Source organism: Pelagibacterium lentulum (assembly GCF_003992625.1).
Taxonomy (GTDB): domain Bacteria; phylum Pseudomonadota; class Alphaproteobacteria; order Rhizobiales; family Devosiaceae; genus Pelagibacterium; species Pelagibacterium lentulum.
The window spans coordinates 40110-52990 of record NZ_RZMW01000009.1; the positions used below are offsets into that span (position 1 = coordinate 40110).

Below are 12881 nucleotides of genomic sequence, written 5' to 3' on the forward strand. Positions count from 1 at the left end.
TCATGCGCGCGGGTGGCAGAATTTGTTTCGCGCGGCGATACTTGCGCGACGTGGGAAATGATTCTCCCGCAAAACGCGATTGGAGACTATCCGCGATATGGTTGCCTGGTCCAGCCAGCAAGATCAAGCGCTCAAGGCCGTGGCGGCCTGGCTCAAAGACAAGGACGGCCCACAGGTCTTTCGGTTGTTCGGGTGGGCGGGTACAGGTAAATCCACGCTCGCGCGACATCTGGCGAAAGACGTCAAGTCCGTCAAATATGCTGCCTTTACCGGCAAGGCCGCGCTGGTGATGCGCAAGCGGGGCTGCAAGGGCGCGTCCACAATCCATTCGCTGATCTATACGCGCATTGCCGAAAAAGAGGGTGAACCGCGCTTCGTGCTCGACCCCGAATCTGCTGCGGCGGATGCCGATCTCATCGTGATCGATGAGGTTTCAATGGTCGATGAGGTCCTGGGCACCGATCTTTTGAGCTTTGGCACAAAGGTGCTGGTGCTTGGCGACCCGTTCCAATTGCCGCCGGTGCAAGGAGAGGGCTTTTTCACCGCGCAGGACCCCGACATCATGCTGACGGAAATTCACCGGCAGGCGGCGGATAATCCCATCGTGCGGCTTTCGCTCGATATTCGCGAAGGTGGCGGGCTCGATTACGGCATCTATGGGGATAGCAAAGTCGTATCACGGCGCGACGTCGATCAGGCCGAAGTTCTCACGGCCGATCAGGTGCTTGTGGGGCGCAACAAGACGCGGCTCGATTACAACAATCGCATTCGCGAATTGAAGGGCCTGCCCGTTGAGGTTCCCGTAAAGGGCGACCGGCTCGTATGCCTGCGCAACAACCCACAAAAGCGACTGCTCAACGGGCAGATATGGATGCTCAACGCGATCAAGAAACGCTCATCGGGCACGCTGGAAATGGTGATCGACCCCGAAGATGCGGACCGGACGTCTGTGCAGACCAAAGTGCGCACGCATCGGAGCTTTTTCACCGGCGAGGACGCGGAAATGAGCTGGCAGATGCGCCGCCAGTATGACGAATTCACCTATGGCTACTGCCTGACGGTGCATAAATCGCAGGGCAGCCAGTGGGACCATGTGTATCTGTTCGACGAGAGTTTCGTCTTTCGCGAGGAGGCGCGCCGCTGGCTCTATACCGGTCTGACCCGTGCGGCTGAACGCATTACCGTTGTGCGGTAAGGGCTGTTTCAGCCGGCGCGTTGGCCGGTTTCAACGATTTTTGCAGTCTCTTCGCTCAGGGCTTCGGTCTTGCGGCGCGGGGTCGTGAGCGGCGTGGGCACCGGGCCATCGGTATTGGATTGCAGCAGTTCGGCGCCCGCCATCATGCCACCGGTGATCTGCAACTCGAACCGCTCAAGATCGCGTTGACGTGTTTCAGCGACAAGCTCGGCGGCTTCTTCGGGATCAACGCCCAACGCAATCAGGGCCTGCTCGCCAAAAGCAAGCGCGGATTCGAGTGTTTCGCGAATTTGATAGTCCACCCCGATCTTGACGAGTTTTAGGGCATGGCCACGGTCGAAGGCGCGCACGTAAAGCTGCGAGAGGGGGCAATGACTCTTGACGTGTTCAGCGATCTTGAGCGCGTCTTCGGGATTGTCGATGCAGACCAGAATTGCCCGCGCCGTTTCGGCCCCGGCGGCGTGGAGAATGTCGGGCCGGGTGCCATCGCCATAATAGACCTTGAAGCCGAACCGGGCGGCCGCCTGGATCATTTCCACGTCATTGTCGATTATCGATACATCGACGCCGCGCGCCAATAGCGGCTGGGAGGCAAGCTGCGCAAACCGGCCAAAGCCGATTATCAAGACCGTGCCGGACAGACCGTCGGCGACATCGACCCCATCGAGACTTTGTTCAGCGCGTGGCATGAGCCGGTTCATAGCGATGATGGCAAGCGGCGTCAGGATCATCGAAATAATGACGATGGTTGTCAGGATGGCGTTCATTTCCGCATCGATGATGCCAGCCGTCGCGGCGGCGGCAAAAAGCACGAAGGCAAATTCACCACCCTGCGCCATCAGCACCGAGCGCTCGAACGCCTCAGGGTGGTTGGAGCGCAAAAGCCGGGCAATGCCATAAATGCCGGCGAATTTTATGACCATGTAAACACACACGGCCAGCACGATGAACCCGTAATTTGCGGCGATGACCGTGAGATCGAGCGACATGCCAACGGCGATGAAGAACAAGCCCAGCAAGATGCCGCGGAAAGGCTCGATATCGGCTTCAAGCTGATGGCGAAAGGTGGATTCGGATAGCAACACACCCGCCAGAAACGCGCCCATAGCCATAGACAACCCGCTGATATCCATGGCGAGTGCCGAACCGAGAACTACAAGAAGCGCGGCCGCGGTCATGACTTCGCGCGCACGAGCGTTGGCCAGGATACGGAACAGGGGATTGAGCAGGAACCGCCCTACGATCACCAACCCGGCAATGGCGCCGACCGCTATGGCAATGTCGGTTACGCGCTGGGCTATGGTAACGTCTTCAGCCTGGGGTGCCATGAAGGCGACGAAGGCCAGAAGCGGAACGATGGCGAGATCTTCAAGCAGCAGCACCGAGACCATTTTCTGACCGCCGGGCGAAGACAATTCGCCGCGCTCTTCGAGCACCTGAAAAACGATCGCGGTAGAGGTGAGCACAAAGCCCAACCCGGAAATCAGCGCGATCAGGGGTGGCAATCCGATCAGAACCCCTACCCCGGTCAACAGTGCTGCGCAGGTGCCGACCTGCAAGACGCCCAGCCCGAAAATCTGGGTACGCAAGCTCCAGAGGCGCCGGGGCTGCATCTCCAGCCCGATGACAAAAAGGAACATCACAACACCGAGTTCGGCAGTGTGCAGTATGGTTTCCGGGTGGGTAATGACGGCAAAGCCAAAAGGGCCGATCACCAGTCCCGCAGCCAGATAGCCAAGCACCGAGCCCAGCCCAAGCCGCTTGAAAATCGGGACCGCCATGACGCCGGCCGCAAGGATGGCCACGACCGGAACAAGTTCAAGTCCGTGCGCTGCTTCGCCCGCCATTCCAATAGCCCCCATATTCGAGTCGTCTGAAACGCTAAGCCAGCGCCGCGAATTGGGCAAGAAGCAATCTGTTGACAGGGTGGAACAGGTGTATTAGTTTAGTAATACACTATATGAGCAGGTGAAATGAGTCAGTGGCGAGACGACCAGCCGATATTCCTACAGATCCGGCAAAGGATGATCGAAATGATATTGCGGGGCCAGATCAAGGAGGGGGACCCTCTGCCCTCGGTTCGGCAAATCGCTACCGATCTTTCGGTTAACCCGCTGACCGTCACCAAATCGTATCAGTCGCTTGTCGATATGAACATTGTCGAAAAACGTCGGGGGCTCGGCATGTTCGTGACCGTTGGAGCGCAGGAAAACCTGCTTGCCCATGAACGGGAAAAATTTCTGGCCGAAGACTGGCCGGCAATCAAGGCGCGCATTGCCGCGCTCGGGTTGAGCTATGACGAACTCATCAAAAATCGGGACGCAGACAATGAGTGAGAGTCCAATCGTTTCAGCGCGCGGGCTGCGCAAGAAATTCGGCAAAACGGAAATTCTGCACGGGCTGGATTTCGACATTCCAGCCGGACGGATTTACGGGCTTGTCGGCCATAATGGCGCTGGCAAGACTACAACGCTCAATGCTTTACTGGGGCTGACCCAATGCGAGGGCAAGATCGAGGTTTTGGGTCTGGATCCGTTCGAGAACCGCGCACAATTGATGAATAATGTCGCGTTTATATCCGACGTGGCGAGCCTGCCGCGCTTCCTTCGGGTGCGCGAATTGTTCGCGCTCTTGTCCAATATTCATCCCAATTTCAGCCAGGACAAGGCGCGTGACTTTCTTTCGGGCACCGATATCAAGCCCGAAGCCAAGATCAAAAACCTGTCCAAAGGCATGATCGCGCAATTGCATCTTGCGGTCGTGATGGCAATCGATGCCAAACTTCTGGTGCTCGACGAACCGACACTGGGGCTGGACATAACATACCGGAAGCGGTTCTACCGGCGTTTGCTGGAAGATTACATGACCGAGGAACGTACGCTTTTGATCACCACTCACCAGGTGGACGAGATCGAATTCATGCTCTCGGACATCATGTTTATCCGCGACGGCGAAATGATCGTGCATATGCAGATGGAAACGGTGAACGAGAAATATGCACAGCTTGTGGTTTCCGATCCCGAGAGCCTCGACAAAGCCAAAATGCTAGGCCCGGTTTTTACCGAAAGCCGGTTCGGGCAGACGGTGCTTATTTTCGACAGTGTGCCGCGCGGAAAGTTGGCGCCGTTGGGGCAGGTTTCTACCCCGAGCCTGTCTGATCTTTTCGTGGCGCTGATGCAGCGCGAAACCTTCAATGCGGGAGCGGCATAGATGCGGGCGATGGTTGCTCTTATCAAGCGAGAATATCTCGAACATCGCGCAGCTTTTGTCATCGGGCCAGCCATTTTGCTGTCGCTGGCGTTGCTGGCGGCGCTTTATGCGACCTTTTCGGCGCATGCGCGATGGAGTATTTCGGCTGCCCAACAGAACGTCCTCAAGTTCTACGAAACGATCTTCGGCATCACCAGCTATGGGTGGGTGCTTTATCTGATGATCATGCTGGTGTTTTACTATTCCAACGCCTTTTCAGCCGACCGGCGCAACAATTCCATGCTGTTCTGGAAATCGATGCCCCAGACGGATCTCAAGATCCTATTTTCAAAGGTGCTGGCCGGGTTGACAATATTTCCCGCAGCGATCCTTCTGGCTATCGGGCTCACGGGTATTATCGCCTATCTGCCAGCGTTAACGGCAGGCAATGTTCTGCCCGGCTTTGCACCGCCAAGCGTAGGCCAGACCTTCGGCGCCTGGAGCCAGATCATGCTGATCGCAATCGTCTATATCGGGATCGGGCTTTTGTGGTATCTGCCGTTTCTTGCATGGGTGGGGCTCTTGAGCACGATCGTCGGGCGCTGGGCCATTCCGCTCTCGGCGCTGATCCCGCTCATTATCGGCTTTTTCGAGTTCATGCTGACCGGCGGAGAAGGTCCGGAAGGCGGCTATGTGCTGTCTTTCCTGTCCGACAGGCTGCACATGGACGTCCAACGGATCGATTTTGAAACAGCCTGGATGCTGGGCGAGCCGCTGTCGGCAATGCCTATAATCGCCAATATGGTTCAGGCCACCGACTGGATTTCCCTTATCGGAGGGATCGCGGTTGCAACGATCCTGATCGTTGTGGCCAGCGAATATCGGCGGCGTTTCGTCCTGACCTGATTGCTGCAAGGCCCATGCGGCGCGTGATGCTGCATGGGCCATCTTAATCAAGCCATTGTTGGCATGGAGAACTGGGCACCATCCTTGATGCCGCCAGGCCAACGCGAGGTTACAGTCTTGGTGCGGGTCCAGAACTTGATCGAATCCGTGCCATGCTGGTTGAGGTCGCCAAAGGCCGACGCCTTCCAGCCACCGAACGAGTGATAGGCCAGCGGCACCGGAACCGGCACATTGATACCCACCATGCCTACATTGATGCGGGCCGCGAAATCGCGGGCCGTATTGCCGTCGCGGGTAAAGATCGCCACCCCATTGCCGTAAGGGTTTTTCATGGGCAGTTCCAGCGCCGCCTCATAATCTTGCGCCCGGACGACCGAAAGGACCGGGCCAAAGATTTCCTCGCGATAGATGTCCATATCGGTGGTAACGCCATCAAACAGTGTGCCGCCGACGAAATAGCCGTTCTCATAGCCCTGTAGCTTGAACCCGCGGCCATCGACGACGAGTTTGGCGCCCTGTTCCACGCCCTTGTCGATCAGCGAGAAAACCCGCTCCTGCGCAGCTTTGGTGATCAACGGCCCCATATCGGCCTGCCGATCGGTGGCGGGACCGATGCGCAGCGCTTCGACCTTGGGGGCGAGCGCCGCAATAAGCCGATCTGCCGTTTCATCGCCAACGGGTACGGCGACGGAAACCGCCATGCAGCGTTCACCCGCCGAGCCATAACCGGCACCCATCAAAGCATCGGCGGCTTTGTCCATATCGGCGTCGGGCATGACGATCATGTGGTTCTTGGCACCGCCAAAGGCCTGCACACGCTTTCCATTGGCTGCGGCGGTGGCATAGACGTAGCGCGCGATGGGGGTGGAGCCGACAAAGGAGATACCGCCAATGTCGTCATGGCCAAGAATTCCGTCAACGGCTTCCTTGTCGCCATTGACGACATTGAGAATGCCAGCGGGCAGACCTGCCTCGATCATCAGTTCAGCAAGGCGCATGGGGACAGAAGGATCGCGCTCGGATGGCTTGAGGATGAAGGCATTGCCTGCGGCAATCGCGGGCGCGAACATCCACATGGGGATCATGGCAGGAAAGTTGAACGGGGTGATGCCAGCACCGATACCGACGGGCTGGCGCATGGAATACATATCGATGCCCGGCCCCGCACCTTCGGTGAACTCGCCTTTTTGCAGATGCGGAATGCCGCAGACAAATTCGGCCACTTCCATGCCACGGATAATGTCGCCCTTTGCATCCTCTACCGTCTTGCCGTGCTCAGACGACAGCAGTTCGGCCAGTTCGTCCATATGGCTATTGACCAGTTCGACAAAACGAAAGAACACCCGTGCGCGGCGCTGGGGATTGGTGGCTGCCCATTTTGGCTGAGCGGCGCGCGCTGACGCAATGGCGACTTCAAGATCGGCCGCGTTGGCCAACGCCACCTGAGCTGAAACCTCGCCCGTCGCCGGGTTGAACACATCAGCCGTTCGGCCCGATTGCCCCGCGACATGATTACCGTCGATGAAATGACTGATGACGCGCATGGCGTACCTCCGCTTATATTCTGAATGTTGTGGCCAAGTATCGACTTTCTATTTTTGCGCATCAATGCGATATATACGGCATCCGTTGTGCATAAAGTATAGCCTACATGAATTGGGACGATATTCGCATATTCCTTGCCATTGCGCGGGCGGGACAAATCCTGGGCGCTGCGCGGGCGCTTTCACTCAATCACGCGACGGTGGCCCGGCGGTTGACGGCGTTGGAAGATGCTATGGGTACGACATTGTTTGTCCGGCGCACCAATGGTTGCGACCTTACGGCCGAAGGCGAGGCGCTTTTGCCCCATGCCGAGGCCATGGAAAGCGCGATGCTGGGCGCAAGCGCGGCAGTCACCGATACCGATACTGCGTTGTCGGGTAGCGTGCGGATCGGCGCACCGGACGGGTTTGGCGTTGCCTTTCTGGCGCCGCGACTGGGCAGACTTACCCGCACCTATCCCGGCCTCAATATTCAACTTGTGCCAGTGCCACGCAGCTTTTCACTCTCGCGACGGGAAGCCGATATTGCAATAACGCTGGAGCGCCCGACCCAGGGGCGGCTGGTTGCGCGCAAGCTGGCAGACTATACGCTGGGACTTTATGCGTCGCGCGGCTATCTCGAGGCGCATGGCATGCCCGAACGGCTTGAGGACCTAACCGCGCATCGGCTGATCGGTTATGTGGAAGACCTCATTTTTTCGCCCTCGCTCAATTTTGCCCGCGAAATCTGGAAGGATTGGCGTTCCGATATCGAGGTTTCAAGCGCTATTGGACAGACCGAAGCAGTCAAGGCTGGCGCCGGGATCGGCATCCTGCACAGCTTTATCGCGCGCGAACATGACGAACTGGTGCCTGTGCTAACGGAACACGTGCTGACGCGCGCCTATTGGCTGGTCGTACATGAAGATTTGCGCGCCATTGCCCGCGTTGCCGCAGTTGCCGAATTTATCGCCGAGCAGGCCAAAGAGGCCCGGAATCTTTTCGTCTGATTCGAGCCGCGCAGATTATCGGACAAAACCAAGCCTTTGAGAAGACAGGCAAATCGAATACCCACTCACACTTATTTGCAAACTTTTCGGCCTGATTACACCTTGCCAAGCGGCGCAAATAACGTCACCATCGTAACAGTTTCAACAAGTGAAAGGAGGTGATCCAATGTCTAGTGAGATCCGCGCATGCGGGGGTGACTTTGGGTGTGAGGTGATTTTTGGCGGGGCAGCCCTCGGCAAGATAGCCTAATCCTCCGAACCACTTATGGTTCAGTCACTTTTCGTGTGACGGTATCATGGAAGGACCACTCGAAGCGTCGGGTGGTCCTTTTCTTTTGCGCTGTCGATTGCAGCGCCTCTTGCCAGACCCGGCAAACAGACCTACATCTTTATCGTCGTTTCACGATGAAGCGGCGAAATTGACCGGCGTGCCTTCTATGGAAGTGCGCCAAATACATTCTCAGGGCGGGGTGGAAGTCCCCACCGGCGGTAAACAGGCCATCAAGGCCTGAAGCCCGCGAGCGCCTTTGCCGATTGCGGCGAAGGGTCAGCAGATTCGGTGCAACTCCGAAGCCGACGGTCATAGTCCGGATGAAAGAGAATGGGATCTGCGCCTTGCTGCGCCCGCTATCCTTGCTCAAAGGACACGGGTGTTCGGGGTGTCGTCTCCCGTAACCCTGAGGAAACTGGTTACGGAAAGGACGACAGATGAGCCAGATTTCCTCTACCCACCATGCGCCCGTTCTGGGTGCTGTGTTCATGATCGGCGCAGGGCTGACCTTCGCCATTATCAATATTCTAACCCCCATCATCACCTATCAAATGGGCGTGCCATCAACCGCCGTGGTTTTCTGGCAATACGTCATCGCGACGGTTTTCGCGCTGCCGCTGATCCTGCGGATCGGCTTTGGTAAATTGCGCTCACGCCACCCCTATTGGCACGAGACTCGCGCCTTTTTGTCGGCGCTGGGTGTGCAGTTCTTCGCCTTCGGCTTTGCGCTTGGCGTTCCGGTCTGGCAGATGGTGGCGCTTTCGATGACCGGGCCGTTTTTCATCCTGATCGGCGCGACCGTATTTCTGGGTGAACGTCTGACCTACCAAAGGCTCGGCGCGACGATTGCCGGCTTTATCGGTGCCGTGATGGTATCGCAGGTCGGCACCGAGCAGTTCACGCTCGCTTCGCTTCTGCCGGTGCTTGCCGCCCTGTGCTGGGGAACGGTGTCGGTGATTACCAAATATCTCAGCCGCGACGAGGAGCCGGAATCGCTCACGCTTTATATGCTGGTGCTGATTACCCCGAACCACTTCCTGATCGGGTTGATTTTGGGCTTTGCCGTCGCTGTTCTGCCCCAAGCGGTCCTGCCGGTCGGACTGGCAACGGGCTTTGACTTTGAGTTGCCCGTGAGCGATGCGCTGGGGCTGATTGTGCTGCTTGGGCTTGTGACCGCGGGCGCGCAATATTTCCTGAGCTTTGCCTATAAGGTTGCCGATGCCACCTATCTGCAGCCCTTCGACGATCTCAAATTGCCGCTCAATACGCTTTTGGGCTGGATCGTGCTGTCGCAGGTCCCTGCCCCCTGGTTCTGGCCCGGCGCAGTTTTGATCGTTGGTGCTTCAAGTTTCATTCTCTGGAGCGAGCGGCGCGGCGCTGGCGCCAAACTACAAGCCGCGTAACGGAAAGGGGTTTCTGAACTCCGGGAAAATGCCGGAATAGCAATTTCAGACGCTCACCCAATGACCCTCTTTGTGGCTGTGCGCCATTGCGTGCACAGCCCGTTCGATTTCCAGCCCGGCGGCAAAATCGATGAGATGGGCAGGCCGCCCATCAATAGCGTTGAGTATCTCATTGGCCTCGATGATCTTGAGTTCGTTAAAACCCAGACCATGGCCCGGTGCGGGAATGAACCGGTCATAGGGCGGATGCACCGGCCCGGTTAGGATGGTGCGGAAGCCCTGATCTGCAGCCGGGCCTTCAGCGATGTAAATCTGGAACTCGTTCATGCGTTCCTGATCGTATGTAACGGTGCCTTTGGACGCGAATATCTGGAGCGCAATGCGTCCCTTGCGGCCCCAAGCGGTCCGCGAAAGCTGGATGGTGCCCGAAATACCCGATTTCAGCCGGATCAACACATTGGCGCAGTCGTGAGTTTCCACTGCCTGCGGGCGCCCATCAGCATCGATACGCGCGGCATAGGGTTTGGATAAATCGGCCATGACTGCTTCGAGGTTGCCGAACAGGGTTGCGATCAACGAGAGCGGATGGACGCCGAAATCGTCAAGCGCGCCATAGCCTGATGCGCTCTGGTTCTTGTGCCCGAAGAGCAGAGCCGGATCGGCAAGGAAATCCTCATCCATTTCCAGCCGGATGGCATAGACATCGCCGATCGTTCCGTCATCGAGCAGGCGCTTTATATGGCGGATGGCGGGGTTTTGGATGTAGTTGTAACCCAATGCGGCAACCTTGCCCGATGCATTTGCGGCATCGCGCATGCGCATTGCGTCCTTGAAAGCTGGGGCCATGGGCTTTTCGCACCAGACATGCTTGCCAGCCTCGAGCGCCGCGACAGCCATTTCAGCGTGGAACTGGTTGGGAGTGGTTATTGAGACGATTGCGACATCGGGATCAGCGATCAGATCGCGCCAATTGTGGGTGGCTTTTTCAAAGCCGAAGGCTGCAGCATGATCTTTGGCTAGCGTGTCCGTAGCATCGGCAAGATGGACGAGGCGCGGGCGAATTTTCGTACCGAAAACCGGTCCCACCGCGTTCCAGGCCAGCGCATGACACTTGCCCATATAGCCCGTACCGATAAGACCAACACCCAGTTCCATGGCGCGCACCTATAACTGAACATGTAAGGGGAAATAAAAAGACGGCGGAAATATAAGGAGTTCCCTTATATCGCCGCCGGAGGTTGCTCTTGCCCTTCGCGCTCTCGCGAAGACTTTCAAGTTACCCGGACTGAGCCGATTTTTCCAGTTTTTCAGCGATCAAACGTAAATAATTGACCATAATACCGGTTTTGTGCTGCTCAATCCGGGCAACCAATTGGCGTTGCTTACTGATATTCAGCAGCGTTGGAAGCATCGACAAGTACGGTTCCGGTATCAATCCAGTCTTCGATTTCCTCACCATTGACGAGAGCCATCAGCGCCTCGATCGAGAAACGGCCCATATTGCTCGGTGCCTGAGCGACCGATGCCGTCATTTCGCCGGCAAGGATGGATGCTGCAGCATCGGGGTTGGCATCAAAGCCGACAACCATGACCGTGTCCAGCATGGCAGCCTGCTTGAGGGCTTCGACAGCACCGAGCGCCATATTGTCGTTGGACCCGAAAATCGCGCGGATGTTAGGATTGCCGGTAATGATGTTTTCGGTCACCGTCAGACCCATCGCGCGGTCCCAGTTGGCGGGCTGCTCGGCAACGATGTTGAGGCCGCAATCGGTCAGCCCCTGATTTGCGCCTTGCGCACGGGCCTGCCCGGTTGACTGGCTGATCAGACCCTGAAGGATGGCAACGTCAGCACCCTCCTCGACATTTTCGCAGATAAATTGTGCAGCAAGTGCGGCGCCGACTTCATTGTTGGTGCCGATAAAGCTGACACCGTCGTTGATGCCCTGGGTATCGACAAACACAACGGCAATGCCCTGGGCAATTGCAGCATCAACGACTGGAGCCAGTGCATTGGGATCGGTAGGGGCGAGCGCGATGCCATCGACGCCCTGTGCGATCAGGTCTTCGATCTGTGTGATCTGGGCCTGAACGTCCGATTCCTGTGGCGGGGCCACAACGATGACTTCAACGCCATGTTCGGCGCCTGCATCGCGCGCTCCGGCTTCAACGGCTGCCCAGAACGGATTGCCTGCGCCGGGACCTTTCATGCCCAGAACGAACGTTTGTGCATGAGCGCTAACCGTCATGGCAGCGATGGCAACACCTGCAAGTAGTACAGTTTTCATAATTCGGTCCTCCCTTTTGAACCAGTTTCTCCACTTTGTCTGATCCGATAAGGACCAGCTCCGGCTGGAGAACACCGGAACTGATCGATAGGTTTTTCCGTCAGCGCCTTACCGCGGCACGGCGGCGTACGACGTCGATCCAGACGGCGAAGATAATGACGACACCGATAAGGACCATCTGCCAGAACGAGCTGACATTGTTAATGTTTAGACCATTGCGCAAAAGCCCCATGATCAGGACCCCGGCCAATACGCCCATGACCGTTCCGCGTCCGCCAAAGAAGGAGGCGCCCCCGATAATGACCGCGGCGATGGCATCGAGTTCGAGCATGATGCCGGCATTGGGAAAGCCCGAGTCGGTACGTCCGGCAAGCAGCAGTCCGCCCAGACCAGCCATGAAACCGCAGATCATGTAAACAATCACGAGCACGCGCTCGACATTGATCCCTGAGACCCGCGCGGCTTGTGGATTACCGCCGATGGCATAGATATGGCGGCCGATATTTGTCTTTTCCAGAAAGTACCACAGCCCGATAGCGCAGACTGCAACGAGAATGAGGCTGGCAGGAATGCCTGCGGGTGGCGCGAAAATTCCCAGATCGTAATAGGCCTGACCCAGATAACGCACTTCGGGCTGAAGGCCTGAAACCGGGGCACCGTCTGTCACGAGATAGGTGATGCCGCGCACTGCGTTGAGCGTGCCCAAAGTCATGATGAAGGGATGCGGCAGCTTGAGCCATGTAAGACCGACCCCGTTCACAAAGCCAACCGCAAGCCCAACCATTGGTCCAATGACAAGAACGACCGGCCAGGGCACGCCTGCTTTTGAAGCAATGGCAAGCGTGACCATGGACAGCGCCAGAGTCGAGCCGACCGACAGATCGATTCCAGCGGTGATGATGACCACGAGCATGCCGAGTGCGACAAGCGCAAGCGTGGCATTCTGCTTGATGATATTTGTCAGATTTTGCGGGGTGAGAAAAACATCGGGCCGCGTCATGGCGATGACGACCATCATCACGATAAGCACCAGAACGATGCCATAGCTCTCAAGGAACTTGGAGAGTTTTGGACTGTAAACCATCGTATCCGCCCCCTT

General features: G+C 57.3%; 11 protein-coding genes and 1 riboswitch. Of the genes, 6 read left to right on the top strand and 5 right to left on the bottom strand.

What is annotated here, in order from left to right; all coding sequences use genetic code 11:
• Positions 1-97 precede the first annotated feature (97 nt).
• Positions 98-1195: an ATP-dependent DNA helicase gene (locus EO133_RS03485; protein ID WP_127071288.1), complete on the top strand. Its 1098-nt coding sequence runs from the start codon at positions 98-100 to the stop codon at positions 1193-1195.
• Positions 1196-1203: 8 nt separating this feature from the next.
• Here the strand turns inward: EO133_RS03485 and EO133_RS03490 are convergent, their stop codons facing one another.
• A complete protein-coding gene (locus EO133_RS03490) occupies positions 1204-3042 on the bottom strand; it encodes a monovalent cation:proton antiporter-2 (CPA2) family protein (RefSeq protein WP_127071289.1) in 1839 nt (612 codons plus the stop codon).
• A gap of 126 nt (positions 3043-3168) precedes the next feature.
• On the opposite strand from EO133_RS03490, the gene EO133_RS03495 reads away from it, so the two are divergent.
• From EO133_RS03495 to EO133_RS03505, 3 genes are read left to right on the top strand one after another with little or no spacing between them, the layout of a single operon-like run.
• Positions 3169-3531 carry a GntR family transcriptional regulator gene (locus tag EO133_RS03495; RefSeq protein ID WP_127071290.1) on the top strand — a complete coding sequence of 121 codons (363 nt, stop codon included), beginning with the start codon at positions 3169-3171 and terminating at the stop codon, positions 3529-3531.
• Entirely contained in the window at positions 3524-4405 is an 882-nt protein-coding gene (locus EO133_RS03500) for an ABC transporter ATP-binding protein (RefSeq protein ID WP_127071291.1), read from the top strand. Before EO133_RS03495 ends, EO133_RS03500 begins: the two co-directional genes overlap by 8 nt.
• Positions 4406-5290, top strand: a complete 885-nt coding sequence (locus EO133_RS03505; protein ID WP_127071292.1) for a hypothetical protein — start codon at positions 4406-4408, stop codon at positions 5288-5290.
• A gap of 47 nt (positions 5291-5337) precedes the next feature.
• On the opposite strand, the gene EO133_RS03510 is transcribed toward EO133_RS03505, so the two are convergent.
• Positions 5338-6834, bottom strand: a complete 1497-nt coding sequence (locus tag EO133_RS03510; protein ID WP_127071293.1) for a CoA-acylating methylmalonate-semialdehyde dehydrogenase — start codon at positions 6832-6834, stop codon at positions 5338-5340.
• Positions 6835-6941: 107 nt separating this feature from the next.
• Here EO133_RS03510 and EO133_RS03515 point away from each other — a divergent pair, with 107 nt between their 5' ends.
• Positions 6942-7823 carry a LysR family transcriptional regulator gene (locus EO133_RS03515; protein WP_127071294.1) on the top strand — a complete coding sequence of 294 codons (882 nt, stop codon included), beginning with the start codon at positions 6942-6944 and terminating at the stop codon, positions 7821-7823.
• A 452-nt stretch (positions 7824-8275) separates the two neighbouring features.
• A riboswitch (FMN riboswitch) is annotated at positions 8276-8430 on the top strand.
• Between the two features lie 101 nt (positions 8431-8531).
• Positions 8532-9497, top strand: a complete 966-nt coding sequence (locus EO133_RS03520) for a DMT family transporter (protein WP_127071295.1) — start codon at positions 8532-8534, stop codon at positions 9495-9497.
• Between the two features lie 45 nt (positions 9498-9542).
• On the opposite strand, the gene EO133_RS03525 is transcribed toward EO133_RS03520, so the two are convergent.
• The 3 genes from EO133_RS03525 to EO133_RS03535 all read right to left on the bottom strand — a co-directional run bounded on the left by EO133_RS03525 (position 9543) and on the right by EO133_RS03535 (position 12866).
• Positions 9543-10652, bottom strand: a complete 1110-nt coding sequence (locus tag EO133_RS03525) for a Gfo/Idh/MocA family protein (RefSeq protein WP_127071296.1) — start codon at positions 10650-10652, stop codon at positions 9543-9545.
• Positions 10653-10879: 227 nt separating this feature from the next.
• Entirely contained in the window at positions 10880-11782 is a 903-nt protein-coding gene (locus tag EO133_RS03530; RefSeq protein WP_127071297.1) for a sugar ABC transporter substrate-binding protein, read from the bottom strand.
• Positions 11783-11882: 100 nt separating this feature from the next.
• Positions 11883-12866: an ABC transporter permease gene (locus tag EO133_RS03535; protein ID WP_127071298.1), complete on the bottom strand. Its 984-nt coding sequence runs from the start codon at positions 12864-12866 to the stop codon at positions 11883-11885.
• Positions 12867-12881 lie beyond the last annotated feature (15 nt).

What these genes read in the sequence shown, in the direction of transcription:
- EO133_RS03485 (WP_127071288.1), top strand. Translation starts at nt 98, where the DNA reads ATGGTTGCCTGGTCCAGCCAGCAAGATCAAGCGCTCAAGGCCGTGGCG.
- EO133_RS03490 (WP_127071289.1), bottom strand. Translation starts at nt 3,042, where the DNA reads ATGGCGGGCGAAGCAGCGCACGGACTTGAACTTGTTCCGGTCGTGGCC.
- EO133_RS03495 (WP_127071290.1), top strand. Translation starts at nt 3,169, where the DNA reads ATGAGTCAGTGGCGAGACGACCAGCCGATATTCCTACAGATCCGGCAA.
- EO133_RS03500 (WP_127071291.1), top strand. Translation starts at nt 3,524, where the DNA reads ATGAGTGAGAGTCCAATCGTTTCAGCGCGCGGGCTGCGCAAGAAATTC.
- EO133_RS03505 (WP_127071292.1), top strand. Translation starts at nt 4,406, where the DNA reads ATGCGGGCGATGGTTGCTCTTATCAAGCGAGAATATCTCGAACATCGC.
- EO133_RS03510 (WP_127071293.1), bottom strand. Translation starts at nt 6,834, where the DNA reads ATGCGCGTCATCAGTCATTTCATCGACGGTAATCATGTCGCGGGGCAA.
- EO133_RS03515 (WP_127071294.1), top strand. Translation starts at nt 6,942, where the DNA reads ATGAATTGGGACGATATTCGCATATTCCTTGCCATTGCGCGGGCGGGA.
- EO133_RS03520 (WP_127071295.1), top strand. Translation starts at nt 8,532, where the DNA reads ATGAGCCAGATTTCCTCTACCCACCATGCGCCCGTTCTGGGTGCTGTG.
- EO133_RS03525 (WP_127071296.1), bottom strand. Translation starts at nt 10,652, where the DNA reads ATGGAACTGGGTGTTGGTCTTATCGGTACGGGCTATATGGGCAAGTGT.
- EO133_RS03530 (WP_127071297.1), bottom strand. Translation starts at nt 11,782, where the DNA reads ATGAAAACTGTACTACTTGCAGGTGTTGCCATCGCTGCCATGACGGTT.
- EO133_RS03535 (WP_127071298.1), bottom strand. Translation starts at nt 12,866, where the DNA reads ATGGTTTACAGTCCAAAACTCTCCAAGTTCCTTGAGAGCTATGGCATC.